Annotated in this window: 16 protein-coding genes; 12 read left to right on the top strand and 4 right to left on the bottom strand. The window is 72.0% G+C overall.

What is annotated here, in order from left to right; genetic code table 11:
- Positions 1–91 precede the first annotated feature (91 nt).
- The gene (locus ACWD5Q_RS33380) at positions 92–637 is read right to left on the bottom strand and encodes a cysteine dioxygenase (RefSeq protein WP_451430828.1); all 546 of its coding nucleotides are present in this window, start codon (positions 635–637) and stop codon (positions 92–94) included.
- Positions 638–1,336: 699 nt separating this feature from the next.
- Between ACWD5Q_RS33380 and ACWD5Q_RS33385 the strand changes: the two genes are divergently transcribed.
- The 3 genes from ACWD5Q_RS33385 (at position 1,337) to ACWD5Q_RS33395 (ending at position 7,116) form a co-directional block, all read left to right on the top strand.
- A complete protein-coding gene (locus tag ACWD5Q_RS33385; RefSeq protein ID WP_003975777.1) occupies positions 1,337–1,600 on the top strand; it encodes a WhiB family transcriptional regulator in 264 nt (87 codons plus the stop codon).
- A 219-nt stretch (positions 1,601–1,819) separates the two neighbouring features.
- On the top strand, positions 1,820–5,596 hold the full coding sequence (locus ACWD5Q_RS33390; protein ID WP_451430829.1) for a glycosyltransferase: 3,777 nt from the start codon (positions 1,820–1,822) through the stop codon (positions 5,594–5,596).
- Complete coding sequence (locus ACWD5Q_RS33395) at positions 5,593–7,116, top strand: DUF5719 family protein (protein ID WP_451430830.1); 1,524 nt, start codon at positions 5,593–5,595, stop codon at positions 7,114–7,116. Before ACWD5Q_RS33390 ends, ACWD5Q_RS33395 begins: the two co-directional genes overlap by 4 nt.
- A gap of 160 nt (positions 7,117–7,276) precedes the next feature.
- On the opposite strand, the gene ACWD5Q_RS33400 is transcribed toward ACWD5Q_RS33395, so the two are convergent.
- Positions 7,277–7,726, bottom strand: coding sequence for a metallopeptidase family protein (locus ACWD5Q_RS33400; RefSeq protein WP_451430841.1), 450 nt, complete (start codon positions 7,724–7,726; stop codon positions 7,277–7,279).
- 399 nt (positions 7,727–8,125) lie between these two features.
- On the opposite strand from ACWD5Q_RS33400, the gene ACWD5Q_RS33405 reads away from it, so the two are divergent.
- The 6 genes from ACWD5Q_RS33405 (at position 8,126) to ACWD5Q_RS33430 (ending at position 13,875) form a co-directional block, all read left to right on the top strand.
- A complete protein-coding gene (locus ACWD5Q_RS33405) occupies positions 8,126–8,500 on the top strand; it encodes a DUF3499 domain-containing protein (protein WP_265564357.1) in 375 nt (124 codons plus the stop codon).
- A 145-nt stretch (positions 8,501–8,645) separates the two neighbouring features.
- A complete protein-coding gene (locus tag ACWD5Q_RS33410; RefSeq protein WP_451430831.1) occupies positions 8,646–10,061 on the top strand; it encodes a phosphomannomutase/phosphoglucomutase in 1,416 nt (471 codons plus the stop codon).
- 146 nt (positions 10,062–10,207) lie between these two features.
- Positions 10,208–10,372 carry a Trm112 family protein gene (locus ACWD5Q_RS33415; protein ID WP_451430832.1) on the top strand — a complete coding sequence of 55 codons (165 nt, stop codon included), beginning with the start codon at positions 10,208–10,210 and terminating at the stop codon, positions 10,370–10,372.
- A gap of 28 nt (positions 10,373–10,400) precedes the next feature.
- The gene (locus ACWD5Q_RS33420; RefSeq protein WP_451430833.1) at positions 10,401–11,528 is read left to right on the top strand and encodes an SIS domain-containing protein; all 1,128 of its coding nucleotides are present in this window, start codon (positions 10,401–10,403) and stop codon (positions 11,526–11,528) included.
- A 62-nt stretch (positions 11,529–11,590) separates the two neighbouring features.
- Positions 11,591–12,742: a mannose-6-phosphate isomerase, class I gene (gene manA, locus ACWD5Q_RS33425; protein ID WP_451430834.1), complete on the top strand. Its 1,152-nt coding sequence runs from the start codon at positions 11,591–11,593 to the stop codon at positions 12,740–12,742.
- Between the two features lie 155 nt (positions 12,743–12,897).
- Complete coding sequence (locus ACWD5Q_RS33430; protein WP_451430835.1) at positions 12,898–13,875, top strand: cation diffusion facilitator family transporter; 978 nt, start codon at positions 12,898–12,900, stop codon at positions 13,873–13,875.
- Between the two features lie 3 nt (positions 13,876–13,878).
- Here the strand turns inward: ACWD5Q_RS33430 and lepB are convergent, their stop codons facing one another.
- On the bottom strand, positions 13,879–14,547 hold the full coding sequence (gene lepB, locus ACWD5Q_RS33435) for a signal peptidase I (RefSeq protein WP_451430836.1): 669 nt from the start codon (positions 14,545–14,547) through the stop codon (positions 13,879–13,881).
- 510 nt (positions 14,548–15,057) lie between these two features.
- Here lepB and ahcY point away from each other — a divergent pair.
- Both ahcY and ACWD5Q_RS33445 read left to right on the top strand, forming a co-directional pair.
- On the top strand, positions 15,058–16,515 hold the full coding sequence (gene ahcY, locus ACWD5Q_RS33440; RefSeq protein ID WP_451430837.1) for an adenosylhomocysteinase: 1,458 nt from the start codon (positions 15,058–15,060) through the stop codon (positions 16,513–16,515).
- Positions 16,516–16,640: 125 nt separating this feature from the next.
- On the top strand, positions 16,641–17,255 hold the full coding sequence (locus ACWD5Q_RS33445; RefSeq protein ID WP_451430838.1) for a hypothetical protein: 615 nt from the start codon (positions 16,641–16,643) through the stop codon (positions 17,253–17,255).
- 19 nt (positions 17,256–17,274) lie between these two features.
- On the opposite strand, the gene ACWD5Q_RS33450 is transcribed toward ACWD5Q_RS33445, so the two are convergent.
- Positions 17,275–18,330: an RDD family protein gene (locus tag ACWD5Q_RS33450; protein WP_451430839.1), complete on the bottom strand. Its 1,056-nt coding sequence runs from the start codon at positions 18,328–18,330 to the stop codon at positions 17,275–17,277.
- A gap of 118 nt (positions 18,331–18,448) precedes the next feature.
- Here ACWD5Q_RS33450 and ACWD5Q_RS33455 point away from each other — a divergent pair, with 118 nt between their 5' ends.
- The gene (locus ACWD5Q_RS33455; protein WP_451430840.1) at positions 18,449–19,456 is read left to right on the top strand and encodes a stage II sporulation protein M; all 1,008 of its coding nucleotides are present in this window, start codon (positions 18,449–18,451) and stop codon (positions 19,454–19,456) included.
- The last annotated feature ends 328 nt before the right edge of the window (positions 19,457–19,784 follow it).

Genomic DNA, 19,784 nt, shown 5'->3' on the forward strand with positions numbered 1-19,784 from the left:
TACCGGGGCTCCGCTCCTCATGTCCGGCGAAACCACAGCTCGCGGCTACCTTGACAAACCCCACCCACCCACAAACTGAACGGCCTTGGCACTAGCACGCCGAGGCGGGGGTCTCCCCGGCCGAACGGAGCCTGGACGGGGAGAGCATGGGCATCTCGGTCAGGCCCGGGAAGTAGATGTGCAGGCTCGCCGCCGGCTCCAGCGTGTCATTGACCACCTCGTGCACGTACCCCGGCGCGAAGACCCTCTGCACCCCCGCACCCAACGCGCGGGTGCCGCGCTCCGTGCGCTCGGTCAGTGCGCCGTGCAGGACGGTCAGTACGCCGGACGAGCGCCCGTGGCCGTGCGGCCCGCTGCCCTGCCCGGGGACCCACGACAGCAGCCACACCTCGTAGCCGATCGGGGTCTCCCCTGCTCGAGCGGAGCCGAGAGCTTGGGGAACGATGCGCAGCCGGTGGTACCAGCGGGAGGTCGCGTCGTACCGCACGAGGTGCTCCCACTGGGAGCGGTCGGCGGCGATGGAGCGGGCGAGGCCGGCGAACTCGGCCACGGTGGCCGGGTGCTCGCGCGGCGGCTGGAGCAGATGCGGTACTTCCAGGATGTCGCCGGCGATCTGCAGGTCGCTGTCGCTGTTCATGGGTGCGGTCATTCCTCGGCGAGAGTGGGGGGCGGCTGGATGTCGCGAGTCGTCCGCCCGGGTCACGGGCGTGGCGGGAGCCCTGATGCGGGCGCGGAACAACAGCCGAGTCGGGTGGACTCAGGGCGGCCGGAGCGGTGGGAGAGGCTCAACAGCCGAGACGGCAACAGCTACAGCGAGCGCGGGCAGCACCGTGGGACCCGGCGGAGCGGGTCTGGGTGAGTGCCGAGTTCGCGAGCATGCCCCCTAGGACATCGGTTCACACCTTCTCTGTCAACTTGGGGTCCGGAATATGGGAGGTGCTTCACCTCATCCGGTGCATCTGCCGGACGACAGGTTTGTTCACGGGGAGCCCCGGACACATGGAGCGCACCGCCGGGCGCACGAACCTCGTTGCGATCTCGTGATCCGACTGTGATCCGGTTCGCTTCGCGGCGCGTGCCGGAACGGGATCGAACATCCGGGCGTCCTCTCCTGTGAGGGGGTGGCCGCCCACCAGGGCTCCTGTCGCGTGTCCAGGTTTATGCCGATTTGAACACTTTCCGCATGGCCTTGGTTCCGCAGAGTGAATAAGGGGCTCAATAGCAGATCTCGGCTTGACTGGCCCGGATCGGCGCACTTGTAATTTCACTCGTGTCGTTCAGCCGAAATCGGTAACGACCACATCACGGGGACGCGAAAGACTGACGAGGGGCGCACATGACCGAGCTGGTGCAGCAACTGCTGGTCGACGACGCGGACGAGGAACTCGGCTGGCAGGAGCGCGCGCTGTGCGCCCAGACCGACCCCGAGTCCTTTTTTCCCGAGAAGGGCGGCTCCACCCGCGAGGCCAAGAAGGTCTGCCTCGCCTGCGAGGTCCGCTCGGAGTGCCTCGAATACGCGCTCGCCAACGACGAGCGCTTCGGCATCTGGGGCGGTCTGTCCGAGCGTGAGCGCCGCCGCCTGAAGAAGGCCGCGGTCTGACCCGGCCCGCCGGGGGCCCCGGCGTCCTGGCCCGGACAACGGCAACGGCATCCGGCTTTCCGCCCAGACGTCATGACGGCCCGTCGCAGGTGGGTTATCCACAGGCGGCGGGCCGCTGTGCTGCCCAGCAGATAGTGTGGTCGCTCGTCCGAGACGCCCCGCCGCCCGCACCGGGCACAGGCGTCCACCGCAGTCCATCGAACCGGGGCCCGTACCTCGATGTCCGTGTACAGCCATACGGCAGCCCATCAAGACACCGCTGCCACACCTGAGTTCCCGCGTCATGTGGTCACCGCTGTCCTCGTCGCCCATGACGGCGCCCGCTGGCTGCCCGACGCGCTCGCCGGGCTGCTCGGCCAGGAGCGCCCCGTGCAGAACGCCATGGCGGTCGACACCGGCAGCGCCGACGACTCCGCCCGGTTGCTCACCGACGCCCTCGGCGCCGACCGGGTCCTGCACCTCGCCCGGCGCACCGGCTTCGGCCAGGCCGTCGAGGAGGCGAACCGCGGCGCGGCCGTGCTGACCCCGGACGACCTGCCCTACCTCAAGCGCCCCAGCGGCTGGGACCCGGCCACCCGCACCTGGCGGGACGATGCGTACGACCTGCCCGAGCTACCGTACGGCGAGCCGGTGCAGTGGCTGTGGCTTCTGCACGACGACTGCGCCCCCGAGCCCGACGCCCTGGCCGAGCTGCTGCGGGTCGTGGAGAACGAACGGGAGCTGGGCCGCGACGACGTGGCCGTCGTCGGCCCCAAGCTCCACGGCTGGTACGACCGCCGACAGCTCCTGGAGGTCGGCGTCACCATCGCCAACTCCGGCCGCCGCTGGACCGGTCTGGACCGCCGCGAACAGGACCAGGGCCAGCACGACCACATCCGCCCCGTGCTGTCCGTGTCCACGGCCGGCATGCTGATCCGGCGCGATGTCTTCGAGCAGCTCGGCGGCTTCGACCGGTACCTGCCGCTGATGCGGGACGACGTCGACCTGTGCTGGCGCGCCCACGCCGCCGGCCACCGTGTCCTGGTGGCCCCCGACGCGGTCGTACGGCACGCGGAGGCGGCCTCCCGCGAGCGCCGCACCGTCGACTGCGCGGGCCGCACCGCCGCCTCCCCGCACAAGGTGGACAAGGCGGGCGCCGTCTACACCCTCCTCGTCAACGCCCGTACGGCACAGCTTCCCTGGATCCTGCTCCGCCTGGTCCTCGGCACCCTGCTGCGCACGGTCGCGTACCTCGTCGGCAAGGTGCCCGGACAGGCCGTCGACGAGATCCGCGGCCTGCTGGGAACACTGCTGCGGCCCGAGCGGATCATCGCCGGGCGCCGCCGCCGCGGCCGCCCGCAGGTCGACAAGGCCGAGCTGCGCCCGCTGTTCCCGCCGCCCGGTGCGACGGTCCGGGCCACCGTCGAACAAGTCGCGAGCAACCTGGGGGGCCGCTCCGACCCGGAGGTCTCCTCGGCCGGCCGGCACGGCGGCGGCCTGGAGTCCGGACCGGGCGGCGACGACGCCGACTTCCTGCAGGTCGAGCAGTTCGCCCGGCTCAAGCGCATCGCCCGCAAACCCGGCCCGCTGCTCTTCGCCGTCCTCCTGCTCGTCTCGCTGGTCGCCTGCCGCGCCCTGCTCGGCGGCGGGGCGCTCGCCGGCGGTGCGCTGCTGCCCGCGCCCGCCGACTCCTCCGAGCTGTGGTCGCGCTATCTCGACGCCTGGCATCCGGTGGGCGCCGGCGGCACGCACGCCGCGCCGCCCTACCTCGCACTCGTCGCCCTGCTCGCGAGCCTGCTGTTCGGCTCCACCGGACTCGCGGTGACGGTGCTGCTCGTCTGCTCGGTGCCGCTGGCCGGATGCACCGCCTACTTCGCCTCGCGTCCGCTCGTCGAGTCCCGGCTGCTGCGCGCCTGGGCGTCCATCGCGTACGCCTTCCTGCCCGCCGCGACCGGCGCCCTCGCCGGCGGCCGCATCGGCACCGCGGTCCTCGCCGTCCTGCTGCCGCTCCTCGCCCGCGCGGGCATCGCGGCATCCGGACTCGCCCACGCCTCCGGCGCGCGCGGCAGTTGGCGCGCCACCTGGGCGTACGCGCTCCTGCTGACGATCACCACCGCGTTCACCCCGATCGTGTGGCCCATCGCGGCGGTCCTGGGCCTCGGCCTGCTCGCCGTGCGCAGAACCGAGATCCTCGCCTACGGGCCGCGCGTCCTCGCCCAGTTGGGCACCCCGCTGCTGATGCTCGCCCCCTGGTCGCTCACGCTGCTGCCCGACGGCTTCTTCCAGGAGGCCGGTCTCGCCTACGGCACGAGCGCGGCCTCCGCCTCCGATCTGCTGGGCGCGAGCCCCGGCGGCCCCGGCACGGTCAGCGGGCTGATGCTCATCGGCGTCGTCCTCGCCGCGCTGGCGGCCCTGATGCGCGGCGAGCGCCGGCGGGCCACCTGGACGGCATGGGCGGCCGCCCTGGTGGCGCTCGTCTTCGCGGTCCTCTCCAACGCCTCGGCATGGGCCGGACCCGCGACCCTCGTCTACGGCCTCGCGCTGCTGTCCGCCGCCGCGATCGGCGCGGACGGCGCCCGCGCCCGGGTGGCCGAGCAGAGCTTCGGCTGGCGCCAGCCCGTGGCCGCGCTCATCGCGTTCGCGTCCGCGGCCGGTCCCCTGCTCCTCGCCGCGGGCTGGATGATCGGCGGCGCGGACGGGCCCGTGGAGCGGCGCGACCCCGTGCAGGTGCCCGCGTTCGTCGCCGAGGAGAGCGGCACCAGCGACCAGGCCCGCACCCTCGTCCTCGACGGCCAGTCCACCGCGCTCGTGCGCTACACCCTGGTCCGCGGCTCCGGCGCCCGCCTCGGCGACGCCGAACTCGCAGCCGAGGACGGCGAGAACAAGCGGCTCGACAAGGTCGTCGCCAACCTCGTGGCGGGCTCCGGCGCCGACCAGGCCGACGAACTCGGCGGCTTCGCCGTGCGGTACGTCCTCGTCCGCAAGGGCGCCCCCCGGGAGGTCAGCCGCGTCCTGGACGCCACACCCGGCCTGAGCCGGCTCAGCCAGCAGGACGGCAGCGCCCTGTGGCGGGTGGACCGGGAGGTCTCCCGCGCCGCGATCGTCACCGGCTCCGTGGCACCGCAGTCCGTGGCGGCCGGGCCCGTCGAGATCCACACCACGATCCCGTCCGGCACCGCGGGCCGGGTCCTGCGGATCGCCGACACCGCCGACGCGGACTGGACCGCCACCCTGGACGGCAAGCCGCTCACCCGCACCACGGTCGACGGCTGGGCCCAGGGCTTCGAACTGCCCGCCTCCGGCGGCAGGTTGGACGTCACCTACGACACACCGATCGGCCACACCGGCTGGCTGTGGGCGCAGGGCGCGCTCGCCCTCGTCCTCGTGGTGCTCGCCCTGCCGGGCCGCCGCCGGGACGTCGACGACGACCTCCCCGAGGAGCGGATCGTGCCCGCCGAGGACGCCACCGGCGAGGGCCGCCGGGCCCGCAGACTGCGCGCCCAGGCCGAGGCCGAGGAGGCGACGCCGGACCCCGACGCCCCGGCTGCGCCGGCTGCTCTGGCCGAGGAGGAGGCGTTCGAGCCCGTCGCGGTCCCGCAGCAGCACGCGTACGGCGAGTGGGACACGACGGGCTACACGGGCACCGAGTACGGCACGTACGGCGGCGAGCAGCACCAGGGCACCCAGGAGTACGCGCCGGGCCCGTACGAGCAGCAGCCGTACCAGGCCGATCCCTATCAGGGCGCCCAGGCCGACCCCTATCAGGGCGCCCAGGCCGATCCCTATCAGGGCGCCCAGGCTGACCCCTATCAAGGCGCGCAGGCCGATCCCTATCAGGGCGCCCAGGCTGACCCCTATCAAGGCGCGCAGGCCGACCCCTACCAGGGCGCCCAGTACGACCCGTACGCGTACGGGAACACGACGCCGTACGACCCGACGTACCACCAGGGCTACGCCGCGCCGTACGACCCTGCGCACGGCACCGACAGTGAGCGCCCCGACGGGAGCCAGCAGTGAACCGCACGACCCTGTCCCTGATCGCCGGCGTGACCGCGCTCGCCGCCGTCACCGGATTCGCGGCGCTCGACGCGCCCGCCGCGTCCGGCAGCAGCACCGCGAAGACGGCCGTCCGGCTGCCCGTGGAGCAGACGCGGCTGCTGTGCCCCGAGCCGAGCACCTCCGACATCGCCGACACCACGTACACGTCGTTCACGCCCGTCTCGAAGGGCACGAGCGGCAGCGGGAAGGCCCAACTCGCCGCAGCCGACACGCAGTCGGCGGACGGAGCGGACACCGGCGGCGGGAAGGCCGGCAAGGGCGCGAAGGACAAGAAGCAGTCCGGCGCCCCGACCGTGGCCCCGAAGGATCCCGGCACCCCGGTCACCGCGGACAGTTCGGGTGCCGACACGCCCGCGCTCATCGGAACCGCCACAGGACGGTTCGCGCCCGGTTGGACGGTCCAGGAGACCACCGAGGTCGCCGCGGGTGCCGGCCGCGGGCTGCTCGGCACCGACTGCACCGCCCCGGACACCGAGTTCTGGTTCGCGGGCGCCAGCACCGCCGCCTCCCGCACCGACTATGTGCACCTCACCAACCCGGACGACTCCGCCGCGGTCGTCGACATCGAGCTGTACGGCAAGGACGGCAACCTCAAGTCGACGGTCGGCGAGGGCATCACCGTCCAGCCGCACTCCAGCGAGCCGATCCTGCTGTCCACGCTCACCAACGCGCAGGAGCCCGACATCACGGTCCACGTGAGCGTCCGCAGCGGCCGCGTCGCCGCCGCCCTACTGGCCCTCGACGACAAGCTGGGCGGCGACTGGCTGGCCCCCTCGACGGACCCCGCGGGATCCCTGGTGCTGCCCGGCATCCCCAAGGACGCCACGGACGTCCGGCTGGTGGCCTTCGTGCCCGGCGACGGCGACGCCGACCTCAAGGTGCGCCTCGCCTCGCCCTCCGGGGAGATCACCCCGGCCGGGAACGAGACGCTGCATGTGAAGGCCGGTATGACCACCGCCGTCGACCTCGGCGACGTCACCCGAGGGGAGGCGGGCTCCCTGATGCTGACACCGGGCGACACCCCGGTCCCGGTGGTCGCCGCCCTGCGGGTGGTGCGCGGCAAGGGCGACCGGCAGGAGTCCGCGTTCATCCCGGCGACCGCGCCGGTCGGCACGCGCGCGTCTGTCGCCGACAACAGCGCCAAGGGCAGCACGCTCGCGCTGACCGCCCCGGACGCCACGGCCACGGTCAAGGTCACCGCGTCCGCGGGCAGCGACGGCGGCACGGCGGCGACCAAGGAGTACACGATCAAGGGCGGCACGACGCAGAACGTGGACGCGCCCGTGCCGAGCGGTCTGAAGGGCACGTACGCGCTCACCGTCGAGCCGGTCTCCGGAGGACCCGTCTACGCCGCCCGTACGCTGCAGACGACCATCGAGGGCGTACCGGCGTTCACCGTGCAGACCCTTCCCGACGACCGGGGCACCGTGGCGGTGCCCGAGGCCGACCAGGACCTCTCCGTCCTGCTGAAGAAGTGACGTCCCGGACGCCCCCGCCCGGCGCCATCGGGGGCGTGCCGGTCCGGGGCGGCCGAAGAGGTGCCGCCCGGGGGCGTCCGGGACGTGACGGACGGGGCCACGGAGAGGTCGGCCCCGGGCTGCCCGGGACGTGGTGGGCCGAAGGGGCCGTCGCCTGGGGTCAGTCCTCCCCGTAGCGCGGATCCACGGTCTCCGGAGTCAGCCCCAGCAGCTCCGCCACCTGCTCCACGACCACCTCGTGGACCAGGGCGGCACGCTCGTCGCGGCCCTTGGTGCGGATCTCGACCGGGCGGCGGTAGACGACGACCCGCGCCCGGCGCCCGTCACCGGCCGGGATCGTGCCCCCCAGGGGCACCGCCTCGTCGCTCCACACCTGACCGGGACCGTCGAGGCGCGGCACCTCGAGGATGAGGAAATCGATGTCGGCGAGCTGCGGCCAGCGCCGCTCCAGCCGCTCCACGGAGTCCTGCACCAGGTCCGCGAACACCTCGGCACGGCTCGCGGCGAGCGGCACCTGGGGCGGCGCGATGGGGCCGCGCATGCCTCTGCCGTGGCGATCACGGCGGCGGGGCCCGGGTGCGGCGGAGCGGGGCGGTACGGCGTTGTCCATCACTGACGAAGCGTAATCCCCGCCGGGGCTCGGCGCCCGGCCTCACACGACCACACACCCCCTTCGCCCCGCCCTGTCCACACGGCTCGCCGGGGCCGGACTCCGGATGCCGGCGGATGTCGACGGAAGCCGTCAGGACATGTCGCAGGATGACCATTCCAGCCAAGGTTGGGCTCGATTCCATATCCCTCCCAGACCGTCGGCCGCATGAGAATTGACGGGGTTTGTGCCAAGTGGTGACCGATTTCAAGGGGGTCCAGGGCTGGGTCCCGTGGTCTCCGCGCAGGTCATCAGGGCCGGTCGGGAGGAGTGTGTGGGGTGTTTCACAGCACGACACGGTGGAGTGACCTGGGGGAGAGTCGTCGCGGCCCGCTCAAGAGTGCGGTACCGTCCAACGTCGTGAGCCCTGTACGTCGTTGTTCGCGCACCGCTTGCGGCCGACCCGCCGTAGCTACGCTGACGTACGTCTACGCCGACTCGACCGCGGTCCTCGGCCCGCTCGCCACCTACGCCGAACCCCACTGCTACGACCTGTGCGCCGAGCACTCCGAGCGCCTGACCGCACCGCGCGGCTGGGAGGTCGTCCGGCTCCTGGACGGCTCGGCCCCCGCGCGCCCCAGCGGCGACGACCTGGAGGCGCTCGCCAACGCGGTCCGCGAGGCGGCCCGCCCACAGCAGCGTGCGGCGGAGGCGGGCGGCGGCGCGCGTACGGCGGATCCGATGGAGGTCGCGCGCCGGGGCCATCTGAGAGTGCTGCGCTCGCCGGACAACTGAGCGCCGGGCAGCGTGTGTGAAGTCCGGGTGTGAACCCCGGTATGAACTCCGTTGGAACTGCCCTCCCGGCCCGCCGCACCCACCACCGGGCGCCGCTTCCAGCAGGTAGTTTGGGGCCATCGTCAAGACCTCAGGAGAGTTGGCCGTGGCTGCTGATCTGTCGCAGATCGTGAAGGCATATGACGTGCGCGGGGTCGTCCCCGACCAGTGGGACGAGTCGCTGGCCGAACTCTTCGGGGCGGCCTTCACCCAGGTGACCGGCGCGGACGCGATCGTGATCGGTCATGACATGCGTCCCTCCTCCCCGGGACTCGCGCGCGCCTTCGCCCGCGGGGCCACCGCACGCGGAGTCGACGTCACCGAGATCGGCCTGTGCTCGACGGACCAGCTGTACTACGCGTCGGGCTCGCTGAACCTGCCGGGCGCCATGTTCACCGCCTCGCACAACCCGGCGAAGTACAACGGCATCAAGATGTGCCGCGCGGGCGCCGCCCCCATCGGCCAGGACACCGGTCTCGCCGAGATCCGCGCCCTGGTCGAGCAGTGGGTGGACGAGGGCGCGCCGGAGCCCGCGCAGACGCCCGGCACGGTCACGCAGCGGGACACGCTGGAGGACTACGCGGCGTACCTGCGCTCCCTGGTCGACCTGACCTCCATCCGCCCGCCCCGCTCCCACCACCGCCCTTCCGGGGAAGACGCCTCGCGCCCGGCTCGTCTGAAGGTCGTCGTCGACGCCGGCAACGGCATGGGCGGCCACACCGTGCCCACCGTCCTCGCCGGGCTGCCGATCGACCTGGTCCCGATGTACTTCGAGCTGGACGGCACCTTCCCCCATCACGAGGCCAACCCGCTCGACCCCAAGAACATCGTCGACCTGCAGAAGCGGGTCCGCGAGGAGCACGCCGACCTCGGCATCGCCTTCGACGGCGACGCCGACCGCTGCTTCGTGGTCGACGAGCACGGCGACCCCGTCTCGCCGTCCGCGGTCACGGCGCTGGTCGCCGCGCGCGAGCTGGCCAAGCACGGCGGCACGGGCACGGTCATCCACAACCTGATCACGTCGTGGTCCGTGCCCGAGGTCGTCCGCGAGCACGGCGGCACGCCCGTGCGCACGCGGGTGGGCCACTCCTTCATCAAGGCCGAGATGGCACGCACCGGCGCGATCTTCGGCGGGGAGCACTCCGCGCACTACTACTTCAAGGACTTCTGGAACGCCGACACGGGCATGCTGGCCGCGCTCCACGTCCTGGCGGCCCTCGGCGGGCAGGACCGCCCGCTGTCGGAGCTGGTCGCCGAGTACGACCGCTATGCGGGCTCCGGAGAGATCAACTCCACGGTCGACGACCAGCAGGGCCGCCTGGCCGCGATCAAGGCGGCCTACGAGGGCCGTGAGGGCGTCGCCATCGACGAGCTGGACGGCCTGACCGTCTCGTCCGCCGACTGGTGGTTCAACGTCCGCCCCTCCAACACCGAACCGCTGCTCCGCCTGAACGCGGAGGCGAAGGACGAGGCGACCATGGCGAAGATCCGCGACGAGGCCCTGGCCCTCATCCGCGGCTGACCCCCCGTGCCGCGCCGCACGGCCGGAGCGGGCGCCCCTTCCGCGCGGGGCGCCCCCGGACCGCGCCGCCTCGCCCCACCCCACCACGCCGCCCTCGCGGCGGTAATCTGACCAGGTCAAGCGCACTCGCTCCGAAGGGACCCCTCATGCCGCTCGAAGCCGGCCTCCTGGAGATCCTCGCCTGCCCGGCGTGTCACGCCCCCCTGAAGGAGGAGGACAGCGAGTTGGTCTGCACCGGCTGCGGCCTCGCCTACCCCGTCAGGGACGGCATCCCGGTCCTGCTGGTGGACGAGGCCCGCCGCCCCGCCTGACGGAACCGGCGATCGGAGACTGCCGCTCATGCTCGACGAATCGCTGCTGGACGACCCTGACGCGTTGGCACTCGCCGACCGCCGCGCCCTGCTGCGCGGCGCCGCCGAGGCCGGCGCCCGGGTCCGCACCGCCGTGCGCCACGCCGCCGAGGCGGGGATCAACGAACTGAAGCCCGACGGCCGCCCCCGGGCCGTCCTCATCGCGGGCCCCGGTACCGCCTCCGTGGGCGTGGCCGAGCTGCTCGGCACCCTCGCGGGCGCCTCCTGCCCGGTCATCCGCATCCACCCGACCGGGGTCGCCCCGGCCGCGGGCGCCCTGCGTTGGGACCTGCCCGGCTGGGCGGGCCCCGTCGACCTCCTGCTGATCGCCACGCCCGACGGCACCGAACCGGGCCTCGGGATCCTCGTCGAGCAGGCCTACCGCCGAGGCTGCACGGTCGTCGCCGTGGCCCCCTCCGGATCCCCGGTCACGGAGGCGGTGACCGGCGCACACGGCCTGTTCGTCCCGATGGCGACCGCCCCGTACGAGCAGGAGGAACCGCTCGCGGCGTCCGCGCCCGGCGTCCTGTGGGCCCTGCTGACCCCGCTGCTCGCCCTGCTCGACCGCACCGGGCTGCTCTCCGCACCGGCCGATGCCCTGGAGACGGTCGCCGACCGCCTCGACCAGGTCGCCGAGCGCTGCGGCCCGGCCATCGCCACCTACAGCAACCCCGCCAAGACCCTCGCCGCCGAACTGGCCGAATCCCTGCCGGTGATCTGGACGGAGGGTGTCTCCGCCGCGCCGGCCGGCCGCCGCTTCGCCGCCGCGCTCGCCGAACTGGCCGGCCGCCCCGCGCTCACCGCACAGCTGCCCGAGGCCCTCGTCTCGCACAGCGTCCTGCTCTCCGGCGCGCTCGCCGCCGGCGCCGACCCCGAGGACTTCTTCCGCGACCGTGTCGAGGAGGCCCAGGCCCTCCACGCGCGCGTGGTGCTGCTGCGCGACCGGCCCATCGGGGGCCTGAGCGCGGCCCCCGCCGCACGCGAGCTGGCCCTCAGCCACGACACGTCGATCAGCGAGCTGGAACCGGAGGACGGCAGCGAACTGGAGACCCTCGCGGAACTGATCGCCATCACGGATTTCGCCGCTGTTTACGTGGCGCTCGCTTCGGGGGCCTGACCTTGGCTCACGCCGTCTGACGGCGCCCGCGCCCAGCAGCACCTACGGAGAAAAAGACACCCATGGATCGCCTCGACAACACCATCCGCCCCTATGCCTGGGGTTCGACCACCGCCATCCCCCGCCTCCTCGGCGTGGAGCCGACCGGTGAACCCCAGGCGGAGATGTGGATGGGCGCCCACCCGGGCGCACCCTCGCGCACTCCGCGCGGGCCGCTCAACGAGGTGATCGACAAGTCCCCCGAGCAGGAGCTGGGCGCCCGCACGGTCGCCAAGTTCGGCCCGCGGCTGCCCTTCCTGCTGAAGATCCTCGCCGCCGGCGCCCCGCTCTCTCTCCAGGTGCACCCCAACCTGGAAGAGGCGAAGGAGGGCTACGAGGACGAGGAGCGCCGCGGCATCCCCCTCGACGCGCCCGAGCGCAACTACAAGGACGCCAACCACAAGCCCGAACTGATCTGCGCCCTCACCGAGTTCGACGGCCTGTGCGGCTTCCGCGCCCCCGACGACGCCGCCGAACTGCTCGCCGGTCTCGACGTCGGCTCCCTCAAGCCCTACGTCGACCTGCTGCACGCGCACCCCGAAGGCGCCGCCCTGCGCGAGGTCCTCACCGCCGTTCTGTCCGCCGACCCCGAGGCCATGGCCCACACGGTGGCCGAGGCCGCGGCCGCCTGCGCCCGCCTCGGCGGCGCCTACGCCCCGTACGCGGACCTCGCCCACCACTACCCCGGCGACCCCGGCGTGATCGCGGCCATGCTGCTCAACCACGTACGGCTGCAGCCCGGCGAGGCCCTCTTCCTCGGCGCCGGCGTCCCGCACGCCTACCTGAGCGGCCTCGGCGTCGAGATCATGGCCAACTCCGACAACGTCCTGCGCTGCGGTCTGACCCCCAAGCACGTCGACGTCCCCGAACTGCTGCGCGTCGTCCGCTTCGAGGCGAGCGACCCCGGGGTACTGCGCCCGGAGGCGTCCCCCGACGGCGAGGAGGTCTACGAGACCCCCATCGACGAGTTCCGCCTGTCCCGCTACGTCCTCCCCGAGGGCACCGCCGCGCACGAGCTCACCCGCCCGACCCCGCAGATCCTGCTGTGCACGGCGGGTTCCGTGCGCGTCGGCGATCACCTGCTCGCCCCGGGCGAGTCGGTCTTCGTACCGGCGGACGAACCCTCCGAGGTCTCCGGAGCCGGCACGCTCTTCCGGGCCACGGTCCGCGCCTGACGCACAGCCGTAGGCCGTCCGACGCCGGTCCGGCGCAGCACCGCCGGACCCGGCTGCAACAATGACCCACCGGCAAAGGACGGGCAAAGCCCTGGACGGCGTACGCGGATACGCCGTGCCGGGGCGGGACGGCAACGAAGGGACATCGCGAACACATGAGCGCGTCAGGCGGCACCAAGGCGATCGTGGCGGCACTCGGCGCCAATCTCGCGATCGCGGTATCGAAATTCGTGGCGTTCGCCTTCAGCGGCTCGTCCTCGATGCTCGCCGAGGGTGTCCACTCCCTCGCCGACTCGGGGAACCAGTTCCTGCTACTGATCGGCGGCAAGCGGTCCCAGCGCGAGGCGACCCCGCAGCATCCGTTCGGCTACGGCCGCGAGCGCTTCATCTACGCCTTCCTGGTCTCGATCGTCCTCTTCTCGGTCGGCGGCATGTTCGCCATCTACGAGGGCTTCGAGAAGATCCAGCACCCGCACGAGCTCGAGCACTGGTACTGGCCGGTGGGCGTCCTCGTCTTCGCGCTGATCGCCGAGGGCTTCTCCTTCCGCACGGCCATCAAGGAGTCCAACGAACTGCGCGGAAAGCTGTCCTGGGCGCAGTTCATCCGCCGCGCCAAGGCACCCGAGCTGCCGGTCGTCCTCCTGGAGGACTTCGGCGCGCTGATCGGTCTGGTCCTCGCCCTCGGGGGTGTCGGCCTCACCCTGCTCACCGGCGACGGCATCTGGGACGGCATCGGCACCGTCTGCATCGGTCTCCTCCTCGTCCTGATCGCCCTCGTCCTCGCCGCCGAGACCAAGTCCCTGCTCCTCGGCGAGGCCGCCGGCCTGGACGTGATCCGGGAGATCGAGTCGGCGACCGTCGACGGCGAGACGGTCACCGGCATCATTCACATGCGCACCCTCCACCTCGGCCCCGAGGAGCTGCTGGTCGCCGCCAAGATCGCCGTCCGGCACGACGACACCGCGAGCCAGATCGCCGCCGCGATCGACGCGGCCGAGGCCCGTATCCGCGCCGCCGTTCCGATAGCGCGGGTCATCTACCTGGAACCGGACGTCTACAGCGACGCGAAGGCGGCCAAGGGCCCGGACCCCGAGGCAACGCCCGGGGGACCGGGCCGGACCGCCGGTCACTGACCCTCACCCCTGCGCGGGCCACGGCGGTGCGGGCGGGACGACCCGCCTCCTGCGCACCGCCACGGCCGCGATCCCGAGGCCGAGCCCCGTGGCGGCCAGGACCAGTCCGAGCAGCCCGCACACGAACCAGACCAGGAGCCGGCCCGGACCTCCGACGACGCGCCCCTTCACATCGCCGACGGCCACCGTCCCCTGGTGGCCGTCGTTCGCGAAGAACCGTGAGTCCACGGAGTCGACCCGGTGGTCACCCAGCACGAAAAGCCGGCCTTCGGGCACCTTCACGTCGTACGACTGGTGCACACCGTCGGCGATACCGTCCTTCACATACGGCTCCTGAAGCGGCCGCCCGTTGACGGTGACGCGTTCCGCCGTGCCCGTGCCGCAGCACACCACGTGGTCGCCGCCCACACCGATCACCCGCTTCAGCACGGCCGCGCCGGAATAGCGGCCCGGCGTCGCGAAGAGGACGACATCCCCTCGGTGGACGTCGTCGCCCTGCAGCCGCTGTACGACGAGCTGCTCGCCGATGCGATAGGTGGGCTCCATGCTCGCGCCCCTCACCGTGACTCCCGTGTAGGCCGACCGCACATACAGCAGAGAGCCCACCAACAAGATCAGCCCCAGTGGCAGCGTCACCCACGCCGCGAGCGCCAGTCCCCGCCCCTTACCCATCGCCGTCCCCTCTCTGTGCGGCGCATCCGCACGCGCAGAGGCTAACGACGGTCTGTGCGTCGCCTGAGCGCTGGGGTTCGACGCTCGCCCGACGCCTTCCTCACACGGGATGTCCTCCGGACGCACGATCCGGCGCCCCGGCTGCCCGGCGCCTCCCCGGGGAGTCCGAGCGCAGGAGCGCAAGAACGCCCTGCTCATCCGGCTTCGCAGGCTTCTCCTGGGCTGCCCGGGGCGTCGCACGGTTCGCTCCGCCCGCCGGGAGAGCGGCCCGATGTGTCCGAAGGCGGACTGGGGAGCGCCGGGTCCTCCGGTGTAGCTTGGGACGGAGCCAGACGTCGCTGCTGATGGCGGTCGGGCGGCCCAGCGCGGGCCGGCCGAGGGAGAGAGGGCCTCCGACGGACTGCGCTGCGCGTACGTGGGCATGCCTGTGTCCTCTTGGGGCACCTCTGTGTCCGCCGCCGCGCAGACCAGCCCTATCCACCTCGACCCGACTCCGAGGAGCACCTCGCAATGACGACTGTCGACAACCGACAGGACTTCAAGGTCGCCGACCTCTCCCTGGCCGAGTTCGGCCGCAAGGAGATCACTCTCGCCGAGCACGAGATGCCCGGTCTGATGGCGATCCGCAAGGAGTACGCCGAGGCGCAGCCCCTGGCCGGCGCCCGTGTCACCGGTTCCCTGCACATGACCGTCCAGACCGCTGTGCTCATCGAGACGCTGGCGGCGCTGGGTGCCCAGGTCCGCTGGGCCTCCTGCAACATCTTCTCCACCCAGGACCACGCGGCCGCCGCCATCGCCGTCGGCCCGAACGGCACGCCCGACAACCCTCAGGGCATCCCGGTCTTCGCCTGGAAGGGCGAGACGCTGGAAGAGTACTGGTGGTGCACGGAGCAGGCGCTGACCTGGCCGGACACCCCCACCGGCGGCCCGAACATGATCCTCGACGACGGTGGTGACGCCACCCTCCTCGTCCACAAGGGCGTCGAGTACGAGAAGGACGGCAAGGTCCCGGCCGTCGAGACCGCCGAGTCCGAGGAGCACCGCGTCATCCTCGAACTCCTGCACCGCACCATCACGGACGGCTCGCAGAAGTGGACCCAGCTGGCCTCCGAGATCCGCGGCGTGACCGAGGAGACCACGACCGGCGTCCACCGCCTGTACGAGATGCAGCGCGACGGCCTTCTCCTGTTCCCGGCGATCAACGTCAACGACGCCGTCACCAAGTCGAAGTTCGACAACAAGTACGGCTGCCGCCACTCCCTGATCGACGGCATCAACCGCGCCACCGACGTCCTCATCGGAGGCAAGACCGCGGTCGTCTGCGGCTACGGCGACGTGGGCAAGGGCTGCGCGGAGTCCCTGCGCGGACAGGGCGCCCGCGTGGTCGTCACCGAGATCGACCCGATCTGCGCGCTGCAGGCCGCCATGGACGGCTACCAGGTCACGACCCTCGACGAGGTCATCGACAAGGCCGACATCTTCATCACCACGACGGGCAACAAGGACATCATCATGGCCGCGGACATGGCCAAGATGAAGCACCAGGCCATCGTCGGCAACATCGGCCACTTCGACAACGAGATCGACATGGCCGGCCTCGCCAAGGTCCCCGGCATCGTCAAGGACGAGGTCAAGCCGCAGGTCCACACCTGGACCTTCCCCGACGGCAAGGTGATCATCGTCCTCTCCGAGGGCCGCCTGCTGAACCTGGGCAACGCCACCGGCCACCCGTCGTTCGTGATGTCCAACTCCTTCTCGGACCAGACGCTGGCCCAGATCGAGCTGTTCACCAAGCCCGACGCATACCCGGTCGGTGTGTACACGCTGCCCAAGCACCTCGACGAGAAGGTCGCCCGGCTCCACCTGGACGCGCTCGGCGTGAAGCTGACCCAGCTCCGCCCCGAGCAGGCCGCGTACATCGGCGTCGACGTCGAGGGCCCGTACAAGCCGGACCACTACCGGTACTGACAGGACCCCACCGGTACCGACAGCGGTACCGACCAGGCCCTGAGGCAGGCCCCCGCACCCCCGTGTCGGGGGCCTGCCCCTTCGGACCGACCGGCCGGACCAGCCCGTCACACCCCAGGACCCTCATGCCCCGCGGCCGATATTCGCTGCACGACCCGCACGACGACACCCTCCTCGCCGAAGAACACTTCCAGTGCGCAACCGGCCCCTCCGGCTGGCGCTACGTCTCCCAAGTGACCACTCCCTCCGGCGACCACGCCGGTTCCGTCGACCTCGCCCTCGACGACCTCGGCCGTCCCATCCGTCTCGAACTGCACGCCGCGAGCTGGCAGGTGCGGGGCGCCGCCCTGGACGGCGTCACCTGGGTCCGCACCGACCCCACCGGCACCCAAGCCATCGAAGGCAACGTCCCCGCCCACGCCTTCACCGGTACCTCCCCCGCCTTCCTCGTCGCCACCGCCCGGCTGCTGCGCCTCACCCCCTCTTCCGGCGCGACGCGCGTACGCCTCGTCGCGTTCACCGATCCGGTCCTCGCCCCCCGCACCGTGGACCAGTCCTGGGCCCTGATCGCAAGAGAAGCACACCCCACTGACAACGACCCGCTGATCGTGGACGAATACCAGGTCACAGCCCTGGACACGGGGGAGCGGCACACCGTCCACATCGCCGGCGACGTCGTGCTCGCGGCGCCCGGTGTCGAGCTGGAACACCTCGAATCACCGCCGTCGGTGTTCCCATGACGGAGCCTGCGCCCGAGGGTTACGCGGGTGGTGCGAACCCGGTGGCAGGGCGGTCCGAGGAAGCCGCGGCCCGCTGGTCCTTCCCGGGGCCGGCAGCCGGGGTCTGAGACGGGCCATGTATCCGCGGCCGGACAGGCGCCCCGGGCCCCTCGTCCACGCCACCCACGCCGGCCAGGCCGGTCGTACCGACCACCCCGTCGGCTGCCCCAGGAGCCGACCACGGATTCCCCTCGCCCCGCGGGGCAGAACCCCGCGCAGGCGTAGGAGCGTGCCCGTCCGGCATTCCCGGCGCCTGCGGACCGGCCTCGGCGATCGCCTCGACGCCCTGGCCGCCGCGCGCCCGCCGCGCCTCCCTGGCCTGGCGTTCCTGCACCACCGCCGCCAGATACGCGGCCGGCGGGACCCCGTGCGGCACCGGGGCCCCCGTACGAACCGCGAGATCCGAGGCGAGACGCTCCGCCATCGCCCAGCCCACCTGCGGATCCAGGTACTGCATCCGCGTCAGGTACTGCCGGATCGCCAGCCACAACCCGTCCGGAACCGCCGAAAGGTCCAGCTCGGAGAAGCGCCCGGCAAGCCAGGGCGGCGGCGGGGGCACAGCCGCCGTACGTCCCGCCGGCACCCGCTCCCGCACGACCAGCGTGCCCGCGAACACATCACCGAGGCGCCTGCCCCGGGCCGACACCAGCGAGGCGATGCACGCGATGACCCCGAACGTCATCAGAATCTCGACCACGCCGACCGCGCCCCGGACCAGCGCGTGGCGGAACCGGATCGGTCCTCCGTCGTCCCGCACCACGCGCAGCCCACAGGCGAGCTTGCCGAGCGACCGACCGTGGGTCAGGGTCTCCACCGCGATCGGCCCGCCCACCGGGACGAGGACGAAGACCGCGATCGACATCGCGATCTGCGCCGCGTCGTCCAGACCGGACGTCGACGTCACCAGAGCGATCAGCACGATGACATAGGCGGTCAGAGCCACCACCAGGTCGATCAGCACCGAGAGCACCCGGCTCGGCAGTTTCGCCGGGCGCAGCTCCAGCGCCACCGCCTCGCCCGTCACCAGTTCAGTCATGCCCATGTCCTTCCCCTGACCCACCCCGGGACAGGACAGTCTGCCAAGCTGAGGGCGCATCGCGCTCCAGTGCGACAAGCTGACACGCAGTACGAGAGGACGAGGAGCAGCCCGACCCATGGACCTCGACGTGTTCGTGTCCGCCCACCGCGCCGAGTGGGACCGCCTCGAGGCTCTGCTGCGCCGCCAGCGCCGCCTCACCGGAGCCGAGGCGGACGAACTCGTCGCCCTCTACCAGCGCACCGCGACCCATCTCTCGCTGATCCGGTCCAGTGCCCCGGACCCCCAGCTCACGGGTCGGCTGAGCCAGCTGGTGGCACGCGCGCGCAGTGCCGTGACGGGCACGCGCCGTGCCTCGTGGCGTGACGTCACACGCTTCCTCACCCATGGCTTTCCCGCCGCGGTCTACCGTTCGCGCCGCTGGTGGATACCCACCGCCCTGCTCTCCACGGTGATCGCCGCGCTCCTGGGGTGGTGGATCGGCACCCACCCGGAGGTCCAGTCCTCGATCGCGGCGCCCGGCGAACTCCGCGATCTGACCCGCCCCGGCGGCGGGTACGAGACGTACTACTCGAGCCATCCCGCCGCCGCCTTCGCCGCCCAGGTGTGGACGAACAACGCCCAGGCCGCCGCGATGTGCCTGGTCCTCGGCATCTTCCTGGGCCTCCCGGTCCTCTGGATCCTCTTCGAGAACATGCTGAACCTCGGCGTGGGCATCGGCTTGATGTCCTCAGCGGGCCGTCTCGACACCTTCCTGGGACTGGTCCTCCCGCACGGCCTGCTGGAACTGACGGCCGTCTTCGTGGCCGCCGGCACGGGTCTGCGACTCGGCTGGACCCTCATCGACCCGGGCCCGCGCACCCGCCGCGGCGCCCTCGCGGAGGAGGGCCGGGCGGCGCTGGGAATGGCGATCGGCCTCGCCCTCGTCCTCTTCATATCGGGCGCCATCGAGGGCTTCGTGACCCCTTCGGGCCTTCCCACATGGGCGCGGATAGGCATCGGCATCCTCGCTGAGCTGGCCTTTCTCACGTACGTGTTCGTCCTGGGCGGTCGCGCGGCACGGGCCGGTGAAACCGGTGACCTGGAAGCGGACGAGCGCAGCGCGACCGTCCCCACGGCGGCGTGACGGGGGTGGGCGGCCCGTCGGATGTGCGTCGCACTCCGTTGACCTGCTAGTCTCCTCTTCGCCGCGCAAGACCTGTTGACACGGGTCGGGCGAGGAGGTAGATTCGAACAGTTGCCTGGAGGTGGGCCTACCCACCCGGGAACAACTGAGAACGTCTATCTGCTTCCGGAACATCGATTCCGTGAAGCCATCCGATGAGTCAGAAATAGGCGCCGGTCAATCGGCCCCGAAACCTCTGATAAAGTCGGGAAAGCCGGAAAGGGAAACGCGAGAGCGGGAACCTGGAAAGCGCCGAGGAAATCGGATCGGAAAAAGATCTGATAGAGTC

Source organism: Streptomyces sp. NPDC002513, assembly GCF_053595355.1.